This is a genomic window from Pseudoalteromonas sp. S2893 (assembly GCF_005887105.1).
In the GTDB taxonomy this organism is placed as follows: Bacteria; Pseudomonadota; Gammaproteobacteria; order Enterobacterales; family Alteromonadaceae; genus Pseudoalteromonas; species Pseudoalteromonas atlantica.
The window spans coordinates 183037-205035 of sequence record NZ_PNCY01000015.1; the positions used below are offsets into that span (position 1 = coordinate 183037).

The following is a 21999-nucleotide window of genomic DNA, read 5'->3' on the forward strand; positions in this document are numbered from 1 at the left end:
AAAACAGTTGGTTTTTGCTCATGCGTCGCCAATTTTAACCAATTATTTTTAGCCTCTTAATGAGGCGTTATAACCCCGAAGAAGTTAGAGTGAACTATGACTACTTGTAAAAAGTGTAAAAGCAAAATTTTACCTAAGATGGTGAGCGCTGGTAAATCAACAGCTTATTTTTGCCCATTCTGCGGCGCTTCTCAAAGTAGGTTTGGTTTTAAAGAACTCTATATTCTATTCAATGCAATTTTATTACTGTGGTTTGCTGCTTTCTTCAATCACCATATAAGTGCTGGAAGTGTTACATGGTCACCCATGATGCAAAAATTAGCATTTTTGGTGCTTGGTTCTATTGTAAGCTTTATTTTCACTTTTTATAAAGTTTCAAAAAAACAAAAGGGCCACTGGAAACTTTATAATTCCTTGTCATTTCTAGTTATGGTTTTGTCTATTGCTCTTTCGGCATCTCAGGTATGGGGGTTATAACAAGGTTGCAAACGCAGGCAGAGTTAAACCAACTAAGTATAAGTTTTTTGCATTTTGGGGCTAACAACTGGTGGAAAGAAATAGCCAGCGGTATAACAAAATATCGAAAAGACATTAGTAAATAAGTGGCTGAACACCATACTAATTAGCTAATTTTATGAGGCTTTTACTAGTCAGGTATTTATACTAAGCGTAGCAGTGACGCATTGTTCAGCAGTTCGATTTTAAAGCACTAACTGGCTTTAACTAAGTAAAAGTTATATCAGCCGCATTTATTTAATACAGCTATTCAAACGCAACTATTCAAACGCAACTATTCAAATACAATCTCCCCTAAACACAGCTAAGCATAGAAGCTTCGCCAAATAACGTTATTTTAGTAAACGCGAGTTCATATTGCGGTGTGTAATATCTTTACAAGCATTTTAAGTTAGGCGTTCGTACTGGGCGCTTATTTTTAGACTCCCTTTATTAGAGATACTTTTTATGAAGTTAAAGTTATTTATTGCCGCTATTATTGCCTCCTCTGTGTCGTTACACGCGGCGCAAGCACAAGCAAGTGCTAAGTTTACTTTTGAAGATTTAAAAGCAATGGCAAAAGCCTCTGCCAAAAAGCCTTATACGCCTGTGGAAGTGCCTGCACCTGAGCTTATTGATAAAATCACCTATGACGAACATTGGAAAATACGCTTTAAAGAAGATGAAACCCTCTACCCAAATGGCGAAAAGGCACCGGTACAATTATTTTACCCTGGGCGATATTTTCCTGAACCGGTAAGTATTTTCATCAGAGATGATAAAAACAACGTTAAAGAACTGCCTTTTAATAATGCGCTTTTTGATATGCCTGACGACAGCCCTGCCCACGACCTGCCAGAAGGGTTTGGGTTTGCAGGCTTTAGAATTATGCGCCCCGATATAAAACCAGATTGGATATCGTTTTTGGGGGCGTCTTATTTTAGAACTGATGGCCCTCAGGGGCAATATGGGTTGTCGGCTCGCGGTATTGCAATAAATACCGGTATGAGTGAGCCAGAAGAATTTCCTCGCTTTTCGGCATTTTGGTTAGGCCCTGCAGAAAATAAAGGTGAGAGCATGTCTGTGTGGGCATTACTTGAGGGGCCCTCTGTTACAGGTGCTTATCGGTTTGGTTTGAGTAAAGACAACAAAGAGGCCAAAGGGCATGTTACTTCTGTAAGTGCTAATTTGTATATGCGCGCCGATGTAGAGCGCTTAGGTATAGCGCCGCTAACCAGCATGTATTGGTACTCAGAAAAAGATAAAACGGTAGCGAAAGACTGGCGCCCAGAAATTCACGACAGCGATGGCTTAGCGATTCATACTGGGTCGGGCCAGTATATTTGGCGACCGTTAAATAATCCGCAGTCGGTGTCGACCAATAGCTTTATTGATGAAAACCCTAAAGGCTTTGGTTTAATCCAAAGAGACCGTGACTTTAATAACTATCAAGACGACGGCGTGTTTTACAATAAGCGTTCATCAGCGTGGATAAAGCCTACGGGCGATTGGGGGAGAGGCGCTGTGCAGCTAATTGAAATCCCAACTAAAGATGAAACGTTTGATAACATTGTTGCCTATTGGGTGCCTGAAAAAGAGGTACGTAAAGGCGATGAGTTTACCTTTTCTTATGATATTGAGTGGCGTCCACTCGATCCAAAATCAAAAAACCTAGCAAGTGTTGTTAATACTCGCCAAGGGCAGGGCGGAATTCCTGGCCAGCCTATTCCTGAGGGCGTAAACAAAATGGTGATTGATTTTGAAGGGCCAGTGTTTAAAGGCCTAGATAGAGAAAGTGGCATAAAGCCTATTGTTGAAGCCAGTAACGGCGAAATACTGGAGCCAATTGGTGCTTACCCAATAGTGGGTACCAACCAATGGCGATTAGCATTTGACTACAAACAGAGCAATAACGACCCCGTAAGCATACGCGCGTATTTGGTTGATAAAAACGAAGAGGCGATAACCGAAACATGGGTAAGTGATGCAAAGGTAACGATTGAGTAACTATAAAAATTAAAACGGGTGGCCCTATAATTAGTTTTATGTAGCCACCCGAATAACTGCAAAATAAATGTTTTTAGCGAAGGTTAGCTAAAGCAATTCTCTTATTTCAATATACATCTAATACTTAGTTATAAATTTAATATGCTTGGCTAACTACTTGGTGAATTTAGCTAATTTAAGTTGCTCCTACTTGTTTTTATGTTTGCTTGTGTGAATAATAAACATTCGCTCAGAAAAATAATAAAAGTAATTAAATTAAGGATATATATGAAACTTTACCCATACTCAACAATTAAAACAGAAAACCTTAAGGGCCTGCTTATCGCTTCTAGAGTGCTTGGGTTTTTGAGTTATATACTGTTTTTTATAGCTATTTGCATTGGTTTATTTGGTGTTTTTTCTAACCTTGGCGCACCTAAAGATTTAGGGAATGGAATAGTTATGTCTGCACCAAATGCCGGTTTACCTGTGATGATAATGTCAATTTGGGGTGCAGTTTCTGCAGTTTGTATTTTAGCTTTTAGTGGCTTATGTGCAGCTGTTGTATCATGCGAATACAAATATACAAAGTCGGTTTAGCTATATACCAGAGTATTTAGATAGTAAAAACGGGGCTTCTACTATCTAAATATTTATTTGTAAGACTAGGTTAACTACCGCGAATAAATCTACATTTTTTGTTCTTCTTCCTTATCTCAATAGCCTGGTATTCGTTTTAATAATAATACAAAAGCAAATCTACCTTAGCCTTTAATACATTCAAACTGTAGCTAATTTACCTTGATAAACCCTAATTTATAGTTAAAATGGCCGGCTTATTTAACGAATGTACCTACTTTATTACTGACATAGTATTAAAAAAGCTGCATTAATAGATGTAAATACTAAGCGTGCAATTTTAAGGCGTGTTATTTACCTCGTTTTATACCAATCCTCAAAACAGGTTACTTAATTAAGCGAATTGGTATTTGTAAATTTACGTTAGGACGAAAATTGGTTTGATCTCATTGAACGACGATTTAATTGTAGGTAAAGGGGCGCATAGAACGTGTTACAGGCACCCTGAGGCACATAATTTATGTATAAAAGTAAGCCATGAAGGGTTTTCGCAAGAGCAAGACCAAGAGCTGGCTTATTATAAGCGACTTAGTAACCGAAATATTCAGTGGCAGTTGTTAGCGCGATACCATGGTACGGTACACACCAATATTGGCACAGGGTATGTGTTTGATTTAGTGATTGATGCAAATAATCAGCCGGCTAAAACGCTAGAATATTATTTAAATCAGCCAAATAGTGAAGCCTTAGCCGAGCCACTATTAAATTTAAAAGATTATTTATTGCACAATTTAGTGATCACCAAAGAAATAAAACCACGCAACATAGCGTGTGTTAATAATAACGGCACCATTGAGCGGTGTGTTGTTGTTGATGATATTGGTAATACTGAGTTTTTTCCTATTAGTAATTACGTGAGCTCATCGGCTAAGCGTAAAATAAATAGAAAATGGCAGCGCTTTGAAGCGAGTTTAAATGAGCTTGGCTTAAGCCTTAATTAAGTTTTAAACTCCCACTTTAAATACTGGCTTTAATTAATAACCACAGCCCCGTTTAATACGCAGGGCTAAGCTAACAGCACATAGCCTACCCTGCGGATACACAACCGTTAGTTACTTTTCTAACTCTTTTACATACAGCATGAGTGCGCTGTACATTACGCTAAGGGCTTTTGTTACATCCTCATCAATAACAGCTTCTGCGGGGTGATGGCTTATCCCGCCAGGGCTGCGTATAAATAGCATGCCCACAGGGCAAATAGGGGCAATAGCCATGGCATCGTGCCCAGCGCCAGAGGCAAGTGAAGGCGAGGCTTGGTTATTCAATTTACAGGCACTGCTAAACAATTGCTGAATTTGAGTGTCGCACGCTACGGCGTCGGCCGCATGTGTCCATTGCCAATCAAGCGTTAAATTACGCGATGTAGCAATTTGATCGACGCGGGTATGTATTGCATTAAGTAATACTGCTAGGTCGGCATCATTTTGTGCGCGTGCATCTAGGCTTATAGTCGTTTTACCGGCAATAACGTTTGTAGCGCCTGGGCGAGCATGAATTTGCCCTACGGTGGCGACTTCACCATTACTCGCGTTTTTTGCTAGTTGCTCTATGGCAAGGGTAAGCTCGGCGCAGCCAACTAATGAATCTTGGCGTAAGTTCATTGGCGTAGTGCCTGCATGGCCGCTTTGGCCTGATAGGGTGATCATAGCGCGTTTGGCGCCAGCAATAGCGGTTACTACGCCTAGCGCCTGGTTTACCGATTCAAGCACTGGGCCTTGCTCTATGTGGGTTTCCCAATAACCGAGTAATTCGTTTTTGTTAAGGGCGGCTTTAGCGTAATCATCAGGGTTTAGGCCAAAATCAAGCATGGCTTGGCGCATACTAATGCCTTTTGTATCTTGTATATTTAACCACTGGGGGTCAAACTCATTCGCCAGTGCTTTTGAGCCAATTAATGTGGTGGCAAAGCGGGTGCCTTCTTCATCACAAAAGCCCACTACATCTAAATGAAACGGTAAATCAAGCTTAAGCGTGTGTGCAAGGGCGGCTATTTCAATCCCCAGTAACACCCCTAAAATACCATCAAATGCACCGGCGTTTGGTACGGTGTCTAGGTGTGAGCCAATAATTAATCGTTTAGCGTTTGGGTTAGATGATGCTAAGCGCCCCCATAAATTGCCGACTTCGTCCTGCCACGATTGCATGCCCGCCTCAGCCATCCATTCAGCAGTGACACGGTTACACTCTTTGTGCTCTTTAGATAAATACACACGGTGAATGCCACCTTGCATTTGCGATAGGCCACTGAGCGTTTTACAGCGCAATAACGCGCGCGCGGCAAATTTATTAGCCAGCTCACTGTTTAATAATGGCTCATGGAGGGGGCTTGCAATCGTCATGCTAAATCCTTTTTTTATTTATAATGGGCAAGGGCGGCAATAGCGGCTTCGCCTTTAGGGCCTTTATAGCCGTTGGCGTGTAAGCAGGCATCTAGGCTTGCCAATGTTTGTAATACGGCATCTTTACGGGCGTTGTAACCCATGGTGCCAATACGCCAAATTTTGCCATGCAGCGGGCCAAACGAGGTGCCAATTTCAATACCAAAGTCGGTTAGCATTTGTCCGCGTACGTGGTCAGCATTAATGCCCTCGGGTATATACACACCCACTACGTTGTTCATTTTATGGTTTAAGTCGCCAAATACGTTTAAGCCCAGCGCTTGAATACCCGTTAGCATGGCATCGCCGTGTAACTTGTGGCGGGCAACGCAGTTATCTACGCCTTCTTCAATAACAATGCGAGCACATTCTGATGCGCAATACAGCATGCTGGTGGCTTCGGTGTGGTGGTTAAGGCGCTCTTCACCCCAGTAATTCATGATCATGCCTAAATCAAAGTAGTTTGAGCGTACAAATGGCTCGGTGCCGTCGGTATGCTGCGCGGTACGAATACCCGCTTCTACTTTTTTGCGCTTTTGGATCCAATCGGCGCATTTATCGCTCAGTGTTAAAGGAGCAGAGCCAGACGGGCCACCTAAACATTTTTGCAATCCAACCGAAAGCGCATCGAGCTTCCACTCATCGGCGGGTAAATCGTTACCTACAATCGAAGCGGTGGCATCGCAGTAAAATAATACGTCGTGTTTTTGGCAAATATCGCCAATGTGTTCAAGGGGTTGGTTCATGGTTGTAGAGGTATCGCCCTGTACCATAGCAAGTACATGGGGTTTTACATCAACAATGGCTTTTTCTATTTGTTCGGGCGTAAATACCTCGCCCCACGGGACTTCTATGGTGTGTACTTTTGCGCCTACGCGCTCGGCTATTTCAGCAAGCAAGTGGCCAAAGCGGCCCATAATGGGCACCAGTACTTTATCGCCTGGGCGTAAAATAGAGCATAAAACGGCTTCTATGCCCGCGCGTGATGTGCCATCAACTAACATGGTCCATTCGTTTTTGGTTTTAAAAATTTCGCGATAGCGGGCCATGGTTTCGTTCATAAAACCGGTCATTACTGGGTCGTATTGGCCAATTAGCTGCGCCGACATAGCACGTAGCACGCGTGGATCTGCATTTATTGGGCCTGGGCCCATGAGTAATCGCTGTGGCGGATTTAAAGTTTGAATTTGCGTGTCGCTAAACATGTTTTAGGCTCCCAGAGTCTGAATAAGCATACGAATGCCCGTTATCATTAATACAACGGCAAAGGCGCGTTTTAATTGTTTTTGATCTAGCTTGCTACCAATTTTTACGCCAATAGGGGCAAACAAAATAGTAAGCGGAATAATAAGTATAAAAGCAGGTAGGTTTACAAGGCCCCACGTGCCAAGCGGCGCATCGGTGGGTGTAGTACCAATACTTAATAAAGTAATAACGCCCGGTAGCGCAATTAATAAGCCAAATACAGCAGCGGTGCCAACGGCAACATGGGCACGTACGTTAAACGCGTTTAGCATGGGTACGCCAATAGTGCCGCCACCTATGCCAATCATTACCGATAAACCACCGACAATACTTGCCATAATGCCTTGGCCAAATTTACCTGGTAATTTACTAACAAGGGCAGGCGCGCCGGCTCTAAATAACATGTTTAAACTTACTAAAATGGCAATACAGGCAAACATAAGTACCAACGCATTACCGCGTATAGAATGAGCTAAGTAGCTACATATAACGGCCATTACCAAAATAAACGGGGCCCAGTATTTAATTAAAGCAAGGTCGATATTGCCCTTAGCATGGTGCGAGCGAATCGACGAAATAGAAGTAGGCACTATGGTGGCAAGCGATGTCGCTGTGGCTATCATCATGGCCGACTCAGGGCTTACGCCAAAGCCTTGCAGTAAAAAGTACAGCACAGGCACAATTACTATGCCGCCGCCTACACCAAATAGGCCTGCTAAAATACCTGCAAAAATACCGGTTGCTATTAAGGCCGCTATAATCGGCCATTGATTTATTATTTCTGTCATTGTGTTCCTGCTGTAGTTACTGTTGCGCGACCATCTGAACGAGGATCGGTGGCTGCTTCAAGGCTGGTAGGCGTATCTAAAATGGCACCTGCATGACCCATCATTTCATTGTTATTATCAACGCTTACCCAGTCGTGGTCACGTTGATTTAATTCATGTTTAACTTGAATTACTAAGCTTTGCTCTACCTTTAAATTTGTGCTTGTATCGCCCCAGGTGCGCCCTAGTAACCAACGCGGATCGCTTACTGCTTGGGCAATTGATTTATTACGCCATGCGTAACCACTAAATACTGCAGCTTGTGTTTGTGGCTGGCCTTCGCCGCCCATGGTGCCGTAGGCAAGGCGTCTACCATCGTCAAATTTTGCTAAAGCAGGGTTGAGTGTATGAGCCGGTTTTTTATGCGCTTTTAAGGCATTGGCATCGTTGCTATTTAAACTAAAACTTAAACCGCGGTTATTCCACACAAAGCCGCCTTCGCTCATCAAAATGCCGCTACCAAATTCCCAGTAAACACTTTGAATAAAGCTCACTAGTTGGCCGTTTTTATCACGTGCTGCCATCCAAACGGTATCGCCTGGCTCTGCATTAAATGGCCATTGCTTGGCTTGGCTCATATCTATATTGCTGGCAAGCGCATTTAAGCGCTCATCAGTTAATGCGTTTTTATAATCATCGCCTAGCGCATCTGGGTCTGCCCAAAGTGTAGGGCGGTGAGTAAAGCTTTGTTTGGTTGCCTCAACAATTAAGTGCATCCAATCGGCCTCTGTTTTGGCTAAATGTTTTAGTTTATTAACAGCGCCAATTATTTGCAGAGAATGCACGCCTTGCGTGGGGGCGGGTAAGTTATAACACTGTATGCCCGATAAATTAGCACTGAGCGGCGTTACTAAATCGGCCTGCGTATTGGCAATATCAGCGCGTGTAATTGCACTGCCTGCGGCAGCTAAATCGTTTGCAAACGACTCTGCTAAAGGGCCTTGGTAAAAGGCGTTTAAGCCATGCTCGGCTAAGTGCTCAAAGGTACTGGCAAGTTTTGGGTTTTTAAAATGTTGGCCCGCTTGCAGCGGTTTACCATTAGGTATGTAAAGTTCTTTAAAGGCAGCGTTAGTGTTTGAAGCGGTGGCAAGCTTTTCGCAGCCTGCTTGCAAGCTTTTAGATACTGTAAAGCCTTCGCGCGCGAGCTTTATGGCTGGGGCTAAAATAGTACTTAGCGAAAGAGCAGCGTGCTCATCTACCGCAAGGGCTTTTTGCCAGCCGCGTAATGTTGCAGCTTGGGTCAATGCGCTTAAACCGCCGCGTTCTGGTATGTGTGGCTCATTGCTATAGGCGCTTATATCGTTTGGTGCGCGCCCGCAGGCATCAATGGCAGTGGGTATACTTTGGTTTGGGTTATCAATAAGCCAAAAACTGTCGCCGCCAATTGAGTTCATATGCGGATATACCACGCTAATAGCAGCCGCTGCCGCTACCATGGCTTCGGTGGCTGTACCGCCTTGTTTTAGTATTAAGGTGCCTGCCTCGGTTGCAGCAAAATGCGGGGCAGTAAAGGCAATGTTGTGTGTGCTCATACAAGTGTGTCCTGTTTAAAATGGGCAGCTAATTGTTGTACGCAGGCAAGTAGGCTTTTATCGTTGCCGTGGCTCATCATTAATGAAAACCCATACGGGTGGCCATTTTCTAAATTAGCCAATGGTAAGTGTACTTGCGCCGAGCGGCTCAAGCCCGCAATGGCCGATAAGGTGATTATTTGCATGCGTAAGGCGCTTGTGTCGGCGCCCAATTTAGGTGCAGTTGTGGGTGTGGTTGGCAAAAATAAACAGCTGTTTGTGTTTAGGTTTTTAGCGATTAGTGTTTGCCACTGGGTTTGTACATTTAGTGCTTCTTGCTCTTCTTGGGCGGTTAGGGCAAGCGCCATGTTAAAACGTGCCGCAATTGCCGGAGCAAACTGGGGAAGTTGCCCTGGCAATTGAAGCCAATCTTTATGCGTTTTTGCGATTGCTCGCCCTTGCAGTATTCTAAAGCTGTCAGCCAGTTCGTTTAATAAGCTGCTGTTAGGCAGTTCAAATTCTTTATGGTGTTTAAAATAAGGTTTGGTTTTTTCAAGCAATTGTTTAAGTGGGGCTTGTAGAACAGGGTCAACCAGCTCAAATAATGGCTCGCAAATAACTAAAGTATCAACGTTATTAATAGCTTGATTTGGTAACAGTACATTGCCTACATCGCTTAGCAGCTCTGCATTTTGCGTAAGCCAGCCAATGGTATCAAATGGGGGCGCTAGCGGTATTAGGCCATCTTTTTCAATTACGTTATGGCTTGGCCTTATACCAAATAAGCCACAATAACTTGCCGGTATCCTTATAGAGCCACCAGTATCAGTACCTAAGCCAATATCGGCTAGGTTAGCCGCTACAGCTGCAGCCGAGCCCATACTTGAGCCGCCACTTGCATGGCCCTTAAGTTTTGGGTTTTGTGCTGCACCATAGTGAATGTTATTGCCCTCTAAGCTGTAGGCCAGCTCATCGGTATGGGTAAAGCCTGTAAAGCTACAACCTTCATTCATTAGTTTGTTTACGGCACTTGCTGTTTGCTGTGCAGGTTTTGCTGCTTTAAACCAGCTTGGGCTACCTGCGCTGTTGCGCTCGCCTTTAACAGCAAATACATCTTTTACTGCAAGGCGCTTATTTACAAGTTTGCCGTGGGTTTGTGTTTGCCATGCGTTAGGGCCATGGTCACAAAAAATACCGGTAAAATTATTATGTGTTTTGGTACTCATATCACCACTCGTTATAAAGTAAATCTGACCAACTGGTTATAATCAGATTTAGGGTGATTAAAAAGACGAATTAGTTATTATTATTTTTCAGCCCACTGCGTAACATCTTATTTTTATTTTACAGAGCCTGATCCGCTTTTTAATCGGTTAGCTATTATATTGCCTAAAAGCTAAGCAAAAGCAATGCCAAATGCAATAAAGCTGTCCGTTCGGTCAGGTTTTATTTGGTTTGTATGGGGTTTAGCAGATATTTATAAAAATATAAGTATTAAAGGAGGTGTAATTTAGAGGTGAAAACACACCAAGTTGGTGCGTGATTGCACCAACTTGGTTGCAAGTGTGGCGTTTATAGTAATGCGTTAGGGCTAATAATTAAGCCATTTACATCGGCGTATAGCCAATCGTTAGGGTTAATTGTGGTACTAAGCATGGTCACTGTTTGATTTTTATCTCCAAAGCCACGCTTTAATGTACTGCGCGGGGTTGAGCCCAGTGCCATAACCGGTAAATCCATAGTGGCAAGTATTTCAATGTCGCGACAACAGCCGTTAATAATCACGCCTTCCCAGCCGTTTTTTAACGCGCGCTCCGCCATAATATCGCCTATAAAAGCAAAGCGTTTGCTAGCAAAACCATCAATAACCAGTACTTTACCCTTGCCGTTTTCATGCAGTATGTCGGCGGCAAACGAGTTATCGTCTGGGCAGGTAACGGTAATTGCTTGGCCACTAAATGTGGTTTTTTTACCAAAGTGGCGCAGGCCGCTGTCGGCAATTTGTACGCTATTGCGGTGATCGTCAAATAAGTCTGGGGTGGTAAAATTATCCATGGGTTAAGCCTCACTGTGCTCAGGTATTTTTAAACCAATACCTTTTAAAATTATGTGGGCAGTTGATTGCGTTATTTGTGCCACATCGGTTTCGTCGTATTCTAATTTGTTCATTACCAGTAGCACTTCGGCCTGAAAATCGGCGTAGTACTGCGTAGTTGACCAAATGGTAAATAATAAATGGTAAGGGTCAACATTATCCATTTTGTTTGCATCTATCCAGGCCTGAAACACGTCTACCTTTTGTTTTACCCACGGGCGTGTGTTGGTTCTAAAGTAGTTTTGCAAATAAGGAGCGCCGCGCAGTATTTCACTGGCAAATAAACGTGATTGCAGCGGCTGGTTTACGGCAAGTATGACTTTGCTTTTAATATAGTGATACAACACATGTGCAGGGTCGTCCTCAGGGGTTACGTTATCTAAGCCTAAGTTCCAGTGCGCGATAATGCGGTCTATTACGTTTTCGTATAGGCCGTCTTTGCTTTTAAAATAATATAAAATATTGGCCTTAGGAACGCCTGCTTCTTTGGCAACCATACTCATACTGGTGCCATCGTAACCAAGCTGAGAAAACAACTGCTCGGCGGCATCGAGTATTAATGTTTGGTTTTTTACTCGGGTGAGTTCTTTTTTATTTGGCTTTGTTTGTGTGCTCATTATGGCGATGCTGTTTTTAACGTGTTGAATGATTGTAACTTTACTGACCAAAAGGTCAAACACTTAAGTGCAGGCCAAAAACATCTTTATAACAATAAATGATGAGCAACAATTGTTTAACCCATTAATTACTGTTAGCGTAACGTCAAACATAAGTAGTACTTTTAGGTAGTTAATGGACTTTTTTTCTAATCATAAATACACGCTTTATGGCATTGCCGCTATTTTATTATGGAGTTGTTTAGTGGCTCTGCTCAGGGATGTTTCGGAGTTATTTGGCCCTATAGGTGGGTCGGCACTTATGTACAGTGTTAGCGCGCTGTTTTTAATTTTGGTAATGGGGCGGCCCAAGTTTGCTGGGTTTAATAAGCGTTATATTATTTGGGGCACTGCTTTATTTGCACTTTACGAGGTGTGTTTAGCGCTGTTTGTAGGGCTTGCTAATAATCGCCACCAAGCGGTAGAAATGGCAGTTATAAATTATTTATGGCCCACACTTACCATTTTGCTCAGTATTATAGTTAACCGTAGTAAAGTAAGTATTTGGATTTACCCCGGTATGCTGCTCGCTTTTTTTGGTGTGGCTTGGTGCGTTGGTGGCGATAGCGGGTTATCTCTTAACAGTATTATGGGTAATTTTGCCAGTAACCCAACGGCTTACTTGTTGGCGTTTGTAGCACCTTTTATTTGGTCTGTTTACTGTGTAATTACTCAAAAAAATAGCAATGGGCAAAATGCCATTGTGCTGTTTTTTATCGCTACGGCACTAAGCTTATGGGTGTTGTATGGATTAAGTGACGAGCCAAAAATGACCTTTACACTGCACGCGACCGTAACGCTTGTGTTAGCTGGTGTGGTTGTTGGCAGCGGGTATGCTCTTTGGAACCAAGCTATTATTGGCGGTAACTTAATGTTGCTTGGTACGCTTTCGTATTTTACGCCGGTTTTTTCGGCGATTATTTCGGCGCTTTATTTATCAATTACCCTCAGTGCCTCGTTTTGGCAAGGAGTAATAATGGTAACTGGCGGCTCACTCGTATGCTATTTCGTAACGCGTGAAAAACCAGTTAAAAAGCAAATTAACGCCGTAAACTAACGGTGTAAACGCATCCTTTTTTAACTGTGTTTGTTTAGCCAGTTAAGCGCAAGTGGCCATAATCCGTCAGATTTTTTGCTAAAAAATTTCATATGGCCAATTTCCTTCAAACCATAGTCGTGTGGGTTTAAGGTTAGGGTTTGTGCTTTTAATTTAGGAAAAACCGAGAGCATATCGGCAACATTTGCATTGTTAGCAATATCGTCATCGGTAGCATTAACCCATATTGAGGGCATAGAAAGCGTGTTGTAACAGTGTTGAAATACGGTATCACCAAATGCTGATTGCACATACCCTTGGGCGTTACACCATTTTCGCCATTGTTTAGCTACGCCTTTAGGTAGGGGTTCGCCCATGCCAAACCACTGCGATTTAGTATGACCAAACAAGGCATTACTAAGGGGTATAACTCCATTCATAAAAAAGTGCGCTTTAACCTGGTACACTAAGCTCATATTAGTTAATTTACCTGACGAGCAAGCAAAATTAAACGCGGAGCTTAGCTCGTTAGCGTTATGCATTAGCCCCACTAATTGCCCGCCGGCGCTATGACCCACTAAATGATATTGCGTATTAGGAAATACCCTTTGCAAATGCTCAAGTACCGCAGGCATGTCTTGCTCACCCCAACTTTGTAAACTGGCTTTGCTTTTTTTAATACTGCGGTTAAGCGATTGGCCAATGCCACTGTTATCAAACGTAATAACGCCAAAGCCATGTTGCTGTAAGTAAGTAGCAAAGTTTGCATAAAACTGCTGCTTTATACCGGTTGCAGGGGCAATCATCACCGCACCTTTAATAGGGCTGGTGGGTGTAAATACACGGGCGCTTAGGGTTTGCCTGTTATTACAGGTAATAGTGGTGTGCTCAAAGTGTGGTGCGGTCATTAGAATTATTATTTCCCATATAAAGTACACAGGTAAAAATAATATCTGGTTAGACCAGTATCGGCAAGAGGGGAAAGCATTGTTTATACCAACCCTATCAATTATATGTTCTAAATTTTACGTCGAATAAGCAATTCAGTTTAGGTGTAAATTGCTGTAAATAGTTGCTCACTTGACGCTAATTACAACAAAGAAATGCGTTGTTTTAGCAGGTAAAATAGATCAACTATTTATTGGCGTTGGTATTAAACCACGCCCCGATGAAATGGGGCGAGAGGAAGGTTTAAATAACTAAAGGGTACTACTTATTTTGCTAAAGCCTGGTTATTGGCTGCTAATGTAGCCTTATTGTCACTAACAATAACGGGCAAATGGGTATATTAAAAGTTGATTAATTAGATTTACTGTTTACCTGTGCTAATAAATCGAGCACTTTTTGTTGGCCAAATTTTTGTGCAAATTGTTCGGCTGTTTGACCGGCTTTGTTTTGATGTGCGTTATCGCAATCAAGGCCTACAAGTGTTTTAGCTATACTAAATTCGCCTCTAAATATGGCAGCCATTAGGGCTGTGTTACCGCGGTTGTCTTCAAGGCAGGCATTAGCGCCTAATTGCAATAAGGTGTTTACCGTATTTTTATTGCCGTGGTAGGTGGCAATCATTAGCGCGGTGTAACCTTTGTTGTTGTAACTATTAATAGGAATGCCAGCATCTACAAATTGCGTTATTACGGCGGTGTCGTCGGTGCGTGCGGCTGCAAAGTAATAAGCAAGTAAGCTGTCGTATTGCGACTGGGCGGTGCTTTGTTCCGTTACAGGGCTTTGTGGCTCATTGGCAAAGCCTGAAAAGCTCATCACTAAAGTAAATATAATAAGTAATTTACGCATACTGTTTACCTTTTTAAAAAAGAGGAAAGCTAGGCTTTCCTCAATAACTTACAGGTTGGGTAAAATATTAAAGCTTAGCGGCTAGTTGCTTAACTTGTTTCATGTCGCCGTTTACAGCGTTAGTTAAGCGTGTACCGTATTCGCTATCTGCTTTGTAGAAGTGGCTAAGCATTTTGTGCATAACTTTGCTGTCTTTCACTTTGCCTAAATCGCCGGCTAAGTTGTTAACTAAGTTAGTGCGCTCTTGCTTGCTAAAGCTGCGGTAAAGTACACCCGCTTGAGCAAAGTTTTGCTGCTTTTTAATTGCTGCTTGTTGTACGTAGCCTTTTAGCTCTGTGTTACTTCTGCGTGCAATTGGGTTTTCTGCAACGTTTTCGTGACTTGGTTGGTAGTTCACGTTACTTGTTGTATTACCGTAGTTCATTGCGCCGTCTTGGTTGTAGTTAACCACTTCAACTTTTGCACGGTTAATTGGCAATTGTTGGTGGTTAGCACCTAAGCGGTACATTTGCGTATCGGCGTAAGAGAAAACACGCCCTTGTAATAGTCTGTCTTCAGATGGCTCAATACCCGGAATTACATTTGCCGGTGCCATTGCAACTTGTTCTGTAGATTGGAAGAAGTTAGTTGGCATACGGTTTAGGGTCATGGTGCCTACTTTAGTTTCTTTAACGTCTAACCACATTTTTGTTGCATCTAATGGGTTGTAGTCAAAGTCATCTAACTGCGACGGATCAAGGGTTTTAATGTATAGATCCCACTTAGGGAAGTTGCCTTTACCAATCTCGCTGTATAGGTCGCGTGTTAAGTGTTGGAAGTCTTTACCTTGCACTTCGTTTACTTCTTTAGCATCAAGGTTGTCTATCCCTTGTTGGCTTACCCAATGAAACTTAACGTATTTAACATCGCCAGACTTATTAATCATTTTGTAAGCATGTACGCCCCACCCGTCCATTTTACGTAGGCTTGCTGGTGTACCGTAGTCGCTGTATACCCACGTTAACATGTGAGTAGAACCTGGCTCGTATGAGAAAAAGTCAAAAAAGCGGTTAGGATCTTGAATGTTATCTACCGGTGACGGCTTTAACGAGTGAACCATGTCTGGAAATTTAATCGCATCACGAATAAAGAATACCGGTAAGTTGTTACCTACTAAATCCCAGTTACCTTGGTCGGTGTAAAACTTAGTAGCAAAACCACGTGGGTCACGTAGTGTTTCTGGGCTACCTTTTGAGTGAATTACTGATGAAAAACGTACAAATACGTCAGTTTCTTTACCCGCTTCTGCAAACGGTGCAGCAATTGTTAAGTCATCTAATTCTTTAGACGCTACAAACACACCGTGTGCACCTGTACCACGCGCATGCACTACACGCTCAGGAATACGCTCACGTGCAAAACGTTGTAGCTTTTGAATTAGGTGTACGTCTTCAAGTAATACACTTCCGCGCTCACCTGCGGTAATAGAGTTTTGGTTGTCGCCAACAGCTGCGCCGTTGTCTTTAGTAAGGGTAGTTGCGGCACTTGCAGGTAATGCCATTGCTAAAGCTAATGCGCTTAGCGTTAACGTAGATTTATTATTAATCGTGTTTTTTTGAGTATTCATTGTCGACCTCATCTGTATAAAAGTGCCGGCAGTGTTGCTGGCTGTTTAACTGTTAACGAGTGTATTAACAAAAGTAAGTTCGGTAAAATTGATTGTTTAGATTGGAGTAATCACAAATTTAGATTACTGTTTGCGTGCTGCCTTCTATTTTCTAAATAGCGGTTTTGCAATGTTCGACCTTAGTCGTAATTGCAATTTTGAAATCAATGAAAATACAGACAATTTCATATTTAATGAATAAATATTCACCACTGTGGTGCGTTTTTCACTAACAAGATGTTGACTTATTATAACAATAAAGAGAATATGCTCACTTGCTGGGCTTATGCCCAAGTTGAGGTTGCACCAAACTAGGTGCATAAAAAGGGGCAATATGAATACTAAAATAGAATTAGTTATTTTTGATTGTGATGGCGTTGTTATAGATAGCGAAATATTAAGCGCGCAAGTGTTAATAAACATGCTTGCAGAGATTGGCGTTAATATTGACCGAGCCTATGTACAACAATATTTTTTGGGCTGTAATTTTAAAACAGTCACCCAAAACTTATTCAATACCTTTAACGTGACCTTAGCTGAGAGCTTTGAAGCCGATTACCGAGAAGCATTATTAAACGAGTTCGAAACTGCATTAATGCCAACTAACGGCATCAAACACGTGCTAGAGCAATTATCTGTACCTTGCTGTATTGCAACAAGCAGTAGCCCTAAACGCACCGCTAAAGCGCTTAATGTGGTTAATTTATCGCAGCACTTTAATAAGGTATTTACCTCAAGTGAGGTAAAAAATGGTAAACCAGCGCCCGATTTATTTTTACATGCCGCTGAGCAAATGGGTGTAAAGCCACAAGATTGTTTAGTGATTGAAGATTCAAAAGCCGGCGTGTGCGCCGCACTTGCCGCCAATATGCAGGTTTTGCATTACAGCGGGGGTGGGCATATGCAAGATGCAGTGAACTTTGTTCACCAAGCTTACCCAGAGGTAGCGCATTTAACGCATTGGGATGACTTTTATAAGCAGTACCCAACATTACAAACACAGTAATAGAATATCAACGTTGAGCTTTATTACACTGACAAAGCTTAACGTAAAAATGCATTAATTATTAAGTAGTTATAGTAGTAGCATTATAAAAAGGCACGGTGATTTACTCACTATTAATTTAAATAAAAAACACTTATTTAAATTAATAGTTAGGGCTGTGCTTAAAACAATAGGAAAATACCATGGCATCAAGTCCACACACACAAACATTTAACGATGTTAACGAAGAGCAATTGCCCGTTGCTAATCATAAGCTTCATGGTTGGAAGCACTTTGCCGGTTTATACGCTGGTGAACACGTTGCTGCAACCGAGTTTGTTATTGGTGCAACCTTTGTTGCATTAGGCGCATCGACCATCGACATTTTATTAGGTTTATTAATTGGTAATCTATTAGCTATGTGTTCGTGGTGGTTAATTACCTCTCCAATTGCGGTAGAAACACGCTTAAGTTTATACAACTACCTAAATAAAATTGCGGGTAACTCAATGACCAAGCTCTATAACTGGGCAAACGTGGTCATATTTAGTGTGATATCCGCCGCCATGATCACGGTATCGGCAACCGCAGTGCGGTTTTTGTTTGATATACCCGCGCAACTCGATTGGTACCCTAACAGCTTAGCATTTGTGGCCATTGTTTTATCGGTTGGCTCTATTGTTGTATTTGTGGCTATGTATGGTTTTTCAACCGTTGCTGATTTTTCTAAAATTTGTGCGCCATGGTTATTTGTTATTTTTATAGCGGGCTCGTTTGCATTGTTCCCTGAGCTTTCTAATCATGTATTAGGAGTGACCACGCTAACAGGGTTTGATGACTTTATGGCGATAGGGGATTCTTCTATTTGGACCGGTACCACCGCTGATGGCGAAAAAGGTATTGGCTTATTAGAGGTTATTGGTTTTGCATGGGCTGCAAACTCTATTACCCACTTTGGCTTAATTGATATGGCAATTTTTAGATTTGCTAAACGCAAAAGCTACGGTTTGTTTTCAGGCGTAGGTATGTTTTTTGGCCATTACTTAGCATGGATCTCGGCTGGTATTATGGGCGCAGGTGTTGCGGTATTACTTAAAACAACTATTTCATCACTTGACCCAGGTGACGTTGCTTACCACGCATTAGGCTGGACAGGCTTTGTTATTGTAATTATTGCGGGCTGGACTACAGCTAACGCTAACCTTTACCGTGCAGGCCTTGCAGCACAATCTATTTTTATTGACCAATCGCGCGAGCGCACTACCGCAATTGTCGGTGTTGTAACCGTTATAATTGCGTGTTTCCCGTTTGTATTTTCGCAAATGTTACCGCTTTTAACTTACGCAGGCTTATTAGTAGTACCTGTAGGCGGAATTGTATTTGCCGAGCATGTTTTATTTCCTAAAATTGGTTTAACCCGCTACTGGGCTAAATACAAAAACATTACACGTAGCGTACCAGCCATTGCCTCTTGGGCATTAGCACTTGTATTTGGCTTTGGTTTAAATGCAATTGATGTAATGTCGTTTTACTACTTATTTATTCCTACTTGGATTTTCACCATTGTTATTTACACGCTACTGGCTAAAAAATACGGCGCAGGTGAAGACTACAGCAAAGAAATTGCAGCAGAAGAGCAAGAGCTGCAAGACATTAAAGAGTACCAAGCAGGACTTGCAGAAAACGTTCAAGCTCCAGTTGTTGATAACTCAATGCTAACCAAAGTGTTAAATGGCGTGTCGACTGTTTCGTTACTTATTATTTTTGGCTTTGCCAGCCAAGTAATGTTTTTTAGTGACAGCATGAGCATTTACGCAGGAAATAAATCTCAGTTTGAAATTGCATGTTTTATTTGCACCATTATTTATTTTGCAACCGCTTACTGGTCGCTATTGCGCCATAAAGCACTCAATACTGCATCTTAATTTAAATTTTTAATATTGTTTTAGTAAGGCCGCACCATGACGCAACACCAGCACACTGACGCTCTTGTTAAAGGGCTAAACCAACAAAGCTTGGCAGATATGCCAAGCCATGTAGATACACCAAACTACGACCGTAGTAAGCTAAAAGCGGGTATAGTTCATATTGGTGTGGGCGGCTTTCACCGTGCTCACCAAGCGGTGTACATTAACGAGCTATTAAAAACGCCAGGTGCTGAACAGTGGGGTATTTGTGGTGTTGGCTTATTAGAAGGTAACCGTGGTCTGCGCGATATTTTAAAGCAACAAGACTACCTTTACACGCTAACGGTAAGACACCCAAACGGGCAAATAGATAACAAAGTTATTGGCTCTATGATTGACTTTTTGTTTGCTCCAGAGGACAAGCAAGCGGTTATTAATAAGCTTGCGCACAGCGATACGCATATTGTGTCGTTAACCATTACCGAAGGCGGCTATAACTTTAACCCAGTTACGGGTGAGTTTGACTACTCAAACCCAGACATTATTAACGACATTAATAACCCGAACGACCCAATTACGGCGTTTGGCTACATTACTGCTGCGTTAAAGCTACGTAAAGAACAAGGCCTTGATGCGTTTACAGTACAGTCGTGCGATAACATTCAGCACAACGGTAATGTAACGCGTAAAATGCTACTTGCCTTTGCGGCCGAGCAAGATAAAGAACTAAGCGAGTGGATTGCTAATAACGTAACCTTCCCAAATGCAATGGTTGACCGTATTACGCCAGTATCTAAAAAGAGCGATATTGACTACGTTGTTGATGCCTACGGTGTTAGCGATGAATGGCCAATTACCTGTGAGTCGTTTTCACAATGGGTAATTGAAGACTCATTTTGTTGCGGACGCCCAGATTGGGATAGCGTTGGCGCACAATTTGTAAGTGACGTAACACCTTTTGAGACCATGAAAATACGCTTATTAAATGCAGGCCATTCGGTACTGGGTTTATTAGGCTCTGTACATGGCTACGGCACAATTGACGAAACAGTATCAGATCCTTTATTTGCAAAGTACTTACGTGCGTTTATGGATAGAGAAGTAACGCCTAACCTAGAGAAATTAGAAGGCATTGATCTTGAAATCTACAAAGACACGCTAATTGAGCGCTTTGCTAATCCAAACATTAAAGACAGCTTATCGCGCATTTGTTCAGAAAGCGCAGCAAAGTTACCTAAGTTTTTAATTGCCACCATTAACGAAAATCTAGCCCATGGCCGTGATGTATCACTTGCGACCCTGGTTATTGCTGCATGGTGTTTTTACAGCGATAAAGGCGAAGATGAGCAAGGCAATAAGCTTGAAATAATCGATGCAATGCAAAGCGAGTTACATGAAGCTGCGGCTAAAACGGCGACTGATGACCTTGCATTTTTATCGCTAACTAGCTTATTTGGCGATTTAAATACGCAAAGTGCCTTTACGTCTCACTACAAAAACAATGTAGAAGCGTTATACGCACCGGCTAGCAAAATTAAAGCAATTATGAATAACGTGCTTGAGCCTAAAGGTAACTAATAATGAGCATTTTAATTGATTCTAAACAAGGTAAAGACGTAAGCGTAAGCTGCTTTGGCGAAGTACTATGGGATTGTTTTGCGAACGATAAACGCCTAGGCGGCGCACCGCTTAACATGTGTGTGCGTATTAACTCACTGGGCATTAAAGCCGACATGATAAGCGCTGTAGGTAACGATGAACTCGGTACTGAGCTACTAGGCGAAATTAAAAGCAAAGGCGTAAGCTGCGAATACATTGGCGTTAATAACGACAAAAAAACCAGCACAGTACAAGTTACCCTAGATAAAAGCGGCTCAGCCAGCTACGAAATAGTTGCCGACACTGCATGGGATAACATTGAGCTTACAGACTCACTTATTGAAAAAGTAAAAGCCAGTGATGTATTTGTATTTGGCAGCCTAATTGGCCGAAGCGATGCCTCACTTGCCACATTAAACCAATTAGTTGATGTAGCTAACTTTAAAGTGTTTGACGTAAATTTACGTGCGCCACACTACACGTTAGACACATTAGTAGATTTAATGAATAAAGCCGATTTCATCAAATTAAACGATGAAGAGCTTTATGAAATTGCTAAAGCAATGGGCTGTAAGTTCCATTCACTTGAGCAAAACTTAGCGTTTATTGCACAGCAAACTAACACCGAATACTTATGTGTAACTAAAGGCAGCCACGGTGCACTACTAACCATAAAAGGCGAAAATTACTATAACTCAGGTTATTTAATTAGCGTTGTGGATACAGTAGGCGCGGGGGATTCGTTTTTAGGGTCGTTAATTTATCAGCTTTGTAGTAGCGATTGTGCACAACATGCTGTTGATTTTGCGTGTGCAGTAGGTGCAATGGTGGCCGAAAGTGCCGGTGCTACACCTACACTGACTCATGAACAAATTAACGAGTTTATGAGCCCAGCGTAACGTAAAAAATCACAGTTACACCCAATCATTGTGTGTGTAAGCGGCTTTACTTTTATAGTAAAGCCGCTTTTTTTTGCTTTAATTTTTATTAATAAAGCCGTTTAGATTAAGTGTTGAGCAAGGTGCATAAAAAGTGGCTTAAATAGGGTCTGTTGACCTTTGCAGTTTGAAATTTGTTCAAACTAGGGGCGGTTTAATCGCGGCGCGAGGTTTGTAACCTAGTGGGCTCGGTAACTGCTCCTGCGTTACCCTACTGGCTTACATCCATGTAAGAATAAGTCAAAACCGAGCAAAGCTTCCGC

20 protein-coding genes are annotated in these 21999 nt (G+C 42.1%); 10 read left to right on the top strand and 10 right to left on the bottom strand.

Going from position 1 to position 21999, the window contains the following annotated elements; genetic code table 11:
• Window positions 1–96 precede the first annotated feature (96 nt).
• From CWC04_RS09975 to CWC04_RS09990, 4 genes are all read left to right on the top strand, one after another.
• A complete protein-coding gene (locus CWC04_RS09975; protein WP_138685312.1) occupies window positions 97–477 on the top strand; it encodes a hypothetical protein in 381 nt (126 codons plus the stop codon).
• A 486-nt stretch (window positions 478–963) separates the two neighbouring features.
• Complete coding sequence (locus CWC04_RS09980; RefSeq protein ID WP_138579801.1) at window positions 964–2502, top strand: OpgD/OpgG family glucan biosynthesis protein; 1539 nt, start codon at window positions 964–966, stop codon at window positions 2500–2502.
• A gap of 267 nt (window positions 2503–2769) precedes the next feature.
• Window positions 2770–3081: a hypothetical protein gene (locus CWC04_RS09985; protein WP_004587081.1), complete on the top strand. Its 312-nt coding sequence runs from the start codon at window positions 2770–2772 to the stop codon at window positions 3079–3081.
• A gap of 419 nt (window positions 3082–3500) precedes the next feature.
• The gene (locus tag CWC04_RS09990; protein ID WP_164834669.1) at window positions 3501–4061 is read left to right on the top strand and encodes a YrbL family protein; all 561 of its coding nucleotides are present in this window, start codon (window positions 3501–3503) and stop codon (window positions 4059–4061) included.
• A 111-nt stretch (window positions 4062–4172) separates the two neighbouring features.
• Here the strand turns inward: CWC04_RS09990 and CWC04_RS09995 are convergent, their stop codons facing one another.
• The 7 genes from CWC04_RS09995 to CWC04_RS10025 all read right to left on the bottom strand — a co-directional run bounded on the left by CWC04_RS09995 (window position 4173) and on the right by CWC04_RS10025 (window position 11793).
• Window positions 4173–5459, bottom strand: coding sequence for an allantoate amidohydrolase (locus CWC04_RS09995; RefSeq protein ID WP_138685313.1), 1287 nt, complete (start codon window positions 5457–5459; stop codon window positions 4173–4175).
• Window positions 5460–5473: 14 nt separating this feature from the next.
• Window positions 5474–6703: a pyridoxal-phosphate-dependent aminotransferase family protein gene (locus CWC04_RS10000; protein ID WP_004587084.1), complete on the bottom strand. Its 1230-nt coding sequence runs from the start codon at window positions 6701–6703 to the stop codon at window positions 5474–5476.
• A gap of 3 nt (window positions 6704–6706) precedes the next feature.
• Complete coding sequence (locus CWC04_RS10005; protein ID WP_004587085.1) at window positions 6707–7531, bottom strand: sulfite exporter TauE/SafE family protein; 825 nt, start codon at window positions 7529–7531, stop codon at window positions 6707–6709.
• Complete coding sequence (locus tag CWC04_RS10010; protein ID WP_138685314.1) at window positions 7528–9102, bottom strand: gamma-glutamyltransferase family protein; 1575 nt, start codon at window positions 9100–9102, stop codon at window positions 7528–7530. The genes CWC04_RS10005 and CWC04_RS10010 overlap by 4 nt, the downstream gene beginning before the upstream one ends.
• Window positions 9099–10307 carry an amidase family protein gene (locus CWC04_RS10015; RefSeq protein WP_138685315.1) on the bottom strand — a complete coding sequence of 403 codons (1209 nt, stop codon included), beginning with the start codon at window positions 10305–10307 and terminating at the stop codon, window positions 9099–9101. The genes CWC04_RS10010 and CWC04_RS10015 overlap by 4 nt, the downstream gene beginning before the upstream one ends.
• Window positions 10308–10653: 346 nt before the next feature.
• Window positions 10654–11136, bottom strand: coding sequence for a putative 4-hydroxy-4-methyl-2-oxoglutarate aldolase (locus CWC04_RS10020; protein WP_138685316.1), 483 nt, complete (start codon window positions 11134–11136; stop codon window positions 10654–10656).
• A gap of 3 nt (window positions 11137–11139) precedes the next feature.
• Window positions 11140–11793, bottom strand: a complete 654-nt coding sequence (locus tag CWC04_RS10025; protein ID WP_024032802.1) for a TetR/AcrR family transcriptional regulator — start codon at window positions 11791–11793, stop codon at window positions 11140–11142.
• Between the two features lie 175 nt (window positions 11794–11968).
• Between CWC04_RS10025 and yddG the strand changes: the two genes are divergently transcribed.
• The gene (gene yddG, locus CWC04_RS10030; RefSeq protein ID WP_138685317.1) at window positions 11969–12889 is read left to right on the top strand and encodes an aromatic amino acid DMT transporter YddG; all 921 of its coding nucleotides are present in this window, start codon (window positions 11969–11971) and stop codon (window positions 12887–12889) included.
• A gap of 20 nt (window positions 12890–12909) precedes the next feature.
• Here yddG and CWC04_RS10035 read toward each other — a convergent pair whose 3' ends face one another.
• Window positions 12910–13776: an alpha/beta hydrolase family protein gene (locus CWC04_RS10035; RefSeq protein ID WP_126009277.1), complete on the bottom strand. Its 867-nt coding sequence runs from the start codon at window positions 13774–13776 to the stop codon at window positions 12910–12912.
• Window positions 13777–13948: 172 nt separating this feature from the next.
• Between CWC04_RS10035 and CWC04_RS20000 the strand changes: the two genes are divergently transcribed.
• The gene (locus CWC04_RS20000) at window positions 13949–14071 is read left to right on the top strand and encodes a hypothetical protein (RefSeq protein WP_282452136.1); all 123 of its coding nucleotides are present in this window, start codon (window positions 13949–13951) and stop codon (window positions 14069–14071) included.
• Window positions 14072–14167: 96 nt separating this feature from the next.
• On the opposite strand, the gene CWC04_RS10040 is transcribed toward CWC04_RS20000, so the two are convergent.
• On the bottom strand, window positions 14168–14629 hold the full coding sequence (locus CWC04_RS10040) for an ankyrin repeat domain-containing protein (RefSeq protein ID WP_374276184.1): 462 nt from the start codon (window positions 14627–14629) through the stop codon (window positions 14168–14170).
• Between the two features lie 100 nt (window positions 14630–14729).
• The gene (locus tag CWC04_RS10045; RefSeq protein ID WP_004587093.1) at window positions 14730–16268 is read right to left on the bottom strand and encodes a catalase; all 1539 of its coding nucleotides are present in this window, start codon (window positions 16266–16268) and stop codon (window positions 14730–14732) included.
• A 373-nt stretch (window positions 16269–16641) separates the two neighbouring features.
• Between CWC04_RS10045 and CWC04_RS10050 the strand changes: the two genes are divergently transcribed.
• From CWC04_RS10050 to CWC04_RS10065, 4 genes are all read left to right on the top strand, one after another.
• Window positions 16642–17313, top strand: coding sequence for an HAD family hydrolase (locus CWC04_RS10050; RefSeq protein WP_138685318.1), 672 nt, complete (start codon window positions 16642–16644; stop codon window positions 17311–17313).
• Window positions 17314–17495: 182 nt separating this feature from the next.
• Entirely contained in the window at window positions 17496–19217 is a 1722-nt protein-coding gene (locus CWC04_RS10055; RefSeq protein ID WP_138685319.1) for a purine-cytosine permease family protein, read from the top strand.
• A 36-nt stretch (window positions 19218–19253) separates the two neighbouring features.
• Window positions 19254–20777 carry a mannitol dehydrogenase family protein gene (locus CWC04_RS10060; RefSeq protein ID WP_138685320.1) on the top strand — a complete coding sequence of 508 codons (1524 nt, stop codon included), beginning with the start codon at window positions 19254–19256 and terminating at the stop codon, window positions 20775–20777.
• 2 nt (window positions 20778–20779) lie between these two features.
• On the top strand, window positions 20780–21697 hold the full coding sequence (locus tag CWC04_RS10065; RefSeq protein WP_138685321.1) for a carbohydrate kinase family protein: 918 nt from the start codon (window positions 20780–20782) through the stop codon (window positions 21695–21697).
• Window positions 21698–21999: the final 302 nt, after the last annotated feature.

Excerpts from the sequence above, each read along its gene's own strand:
- CWC04_RS09975 (WP_138685312.1), top strand. The coding sequence starts at position 97 with ATGACTACTTGTAAAAAGTGTAAAAGCAAAATTTTACCTAAGATGGTG.
- CWC04_RS09980 (WP_138579801.1), top strand. The coding sequence starts at position 964 with ATGAAGTTAAAGTTATTTATTGCCGCTATTATTGCCTCCTCTGTGTCG.
- CWC04_RS09985 (WP_004587081.1), top strand. The coding sequence starts at position 2,770 with ATGAAACTTTACCCATACTCAACAATTAAAACAGAAAACCTTAAGGGC.
- CWC04_RS09995 (WP_138685313.1), bottom strand. The coding sequence starts at position 5,459 with ATGACGATTGCAAGCCCCCTCCATGAGCCATTATTAAACAGTGAGCTG.
- CWC04_RS10000 (WP_004587084.1), bottom strand. The coding sequence starts at position 6,703 with ATGTTTAGCGACACGCAAATTCAAACTTTAAATCCGCCACAGCGATTA.
- CWC04_RS10005 (WP_004587085.1), bottom strand. The coding sequence starts at position 7,531 with ATGACAGAAATAATAAATCAATGGCCGATTATAGCGGCCTTAATAGCA.
- CWC04_RS10010 (WP_138685314.1), bottom strand. The coding sequence starts at position 9,102 with ATGAGCACACACAACATTGCCTTTACTGCCCCGCATTTTGCTGCAACC.
- CWC04_RS10015 (WP_138685315.1), bottom strand. The coding sequence starts at position 10,307 with ATGAGTACCAAAACACATAATAATTTTACCGGTATTTTTTGTGACCAT.
- CWC04_RS10020 (WP_138685316.1), bottom strand. The coding sequence starts at position 11,136 with ATGGATAATTTTACCACCCCAGACTTATTTGACGATCACCGCAATAGC.
- CWC04_RS10025 (WP_024032802.1), bottom strand. The coding sequence starts at position 11,793 with ATGAGCACACAAACAAAGCCAAATAAAAAAGAACTCACCCGAGTAAAA.
- yddG (WP_138685317.1), top strand. The coding sequence starts at position 11,969 with ATGGACTTTTTTTCTAATCATAAATACACGCTTTATGGCATTGCCGCT.
- CWC04_RS10035 (WP_126009277.1), bottom strand. The coding sequence starts at position 13,776 with ATGACCGCACCACACTTTGAGCACACCACTATTACCTGTAATAACAGG.
- CWC04_RS10040 (WP_374276184.1), bottom strand. The coding sequence starts at position 14,629 with ATGAGCTTTTCAGGCTTTGCCAATGAGCCACAAAGCCCTGTAACGGAA.
- CWC04_RS10045 (WP_004587093.1), bottom strand. The coding sequence starts at position 16,268 with ATGAATACTCAAAAAAACACGATTAATAATAAATCTACGTTAACGCTA.
- CWC04_RS10050 (WP_138685318.1), top strand. The coding sequence starts at position 16,642 with ATGAATACTAAAATAGAATTAGTTATTTTTGATTGTGATGGCGTTGTT.
- CWC04_RS10055 (WP_138685319.1), top strand. The coding sequence starts at position 17,496 with ATGGCATCAAGTCCACACACACAAACATTTAACGATGTTAACGAAGAG.
- CWC04_RS10060 (WP_138685320.1), top strand. The coding sequence starts at position 19,254 with ATGACGCAACACCAGCACACTGACGCTCTTGTTAAAGGGCTAAACCAA.
- CWC04_RS10065 (WP_138685321.1), top strand. The coding sequence starts at position 20,780 with ATGAGCATTTTAATTGATTCTAAACAAGGTAAAGACGTAAGCGTAAGC.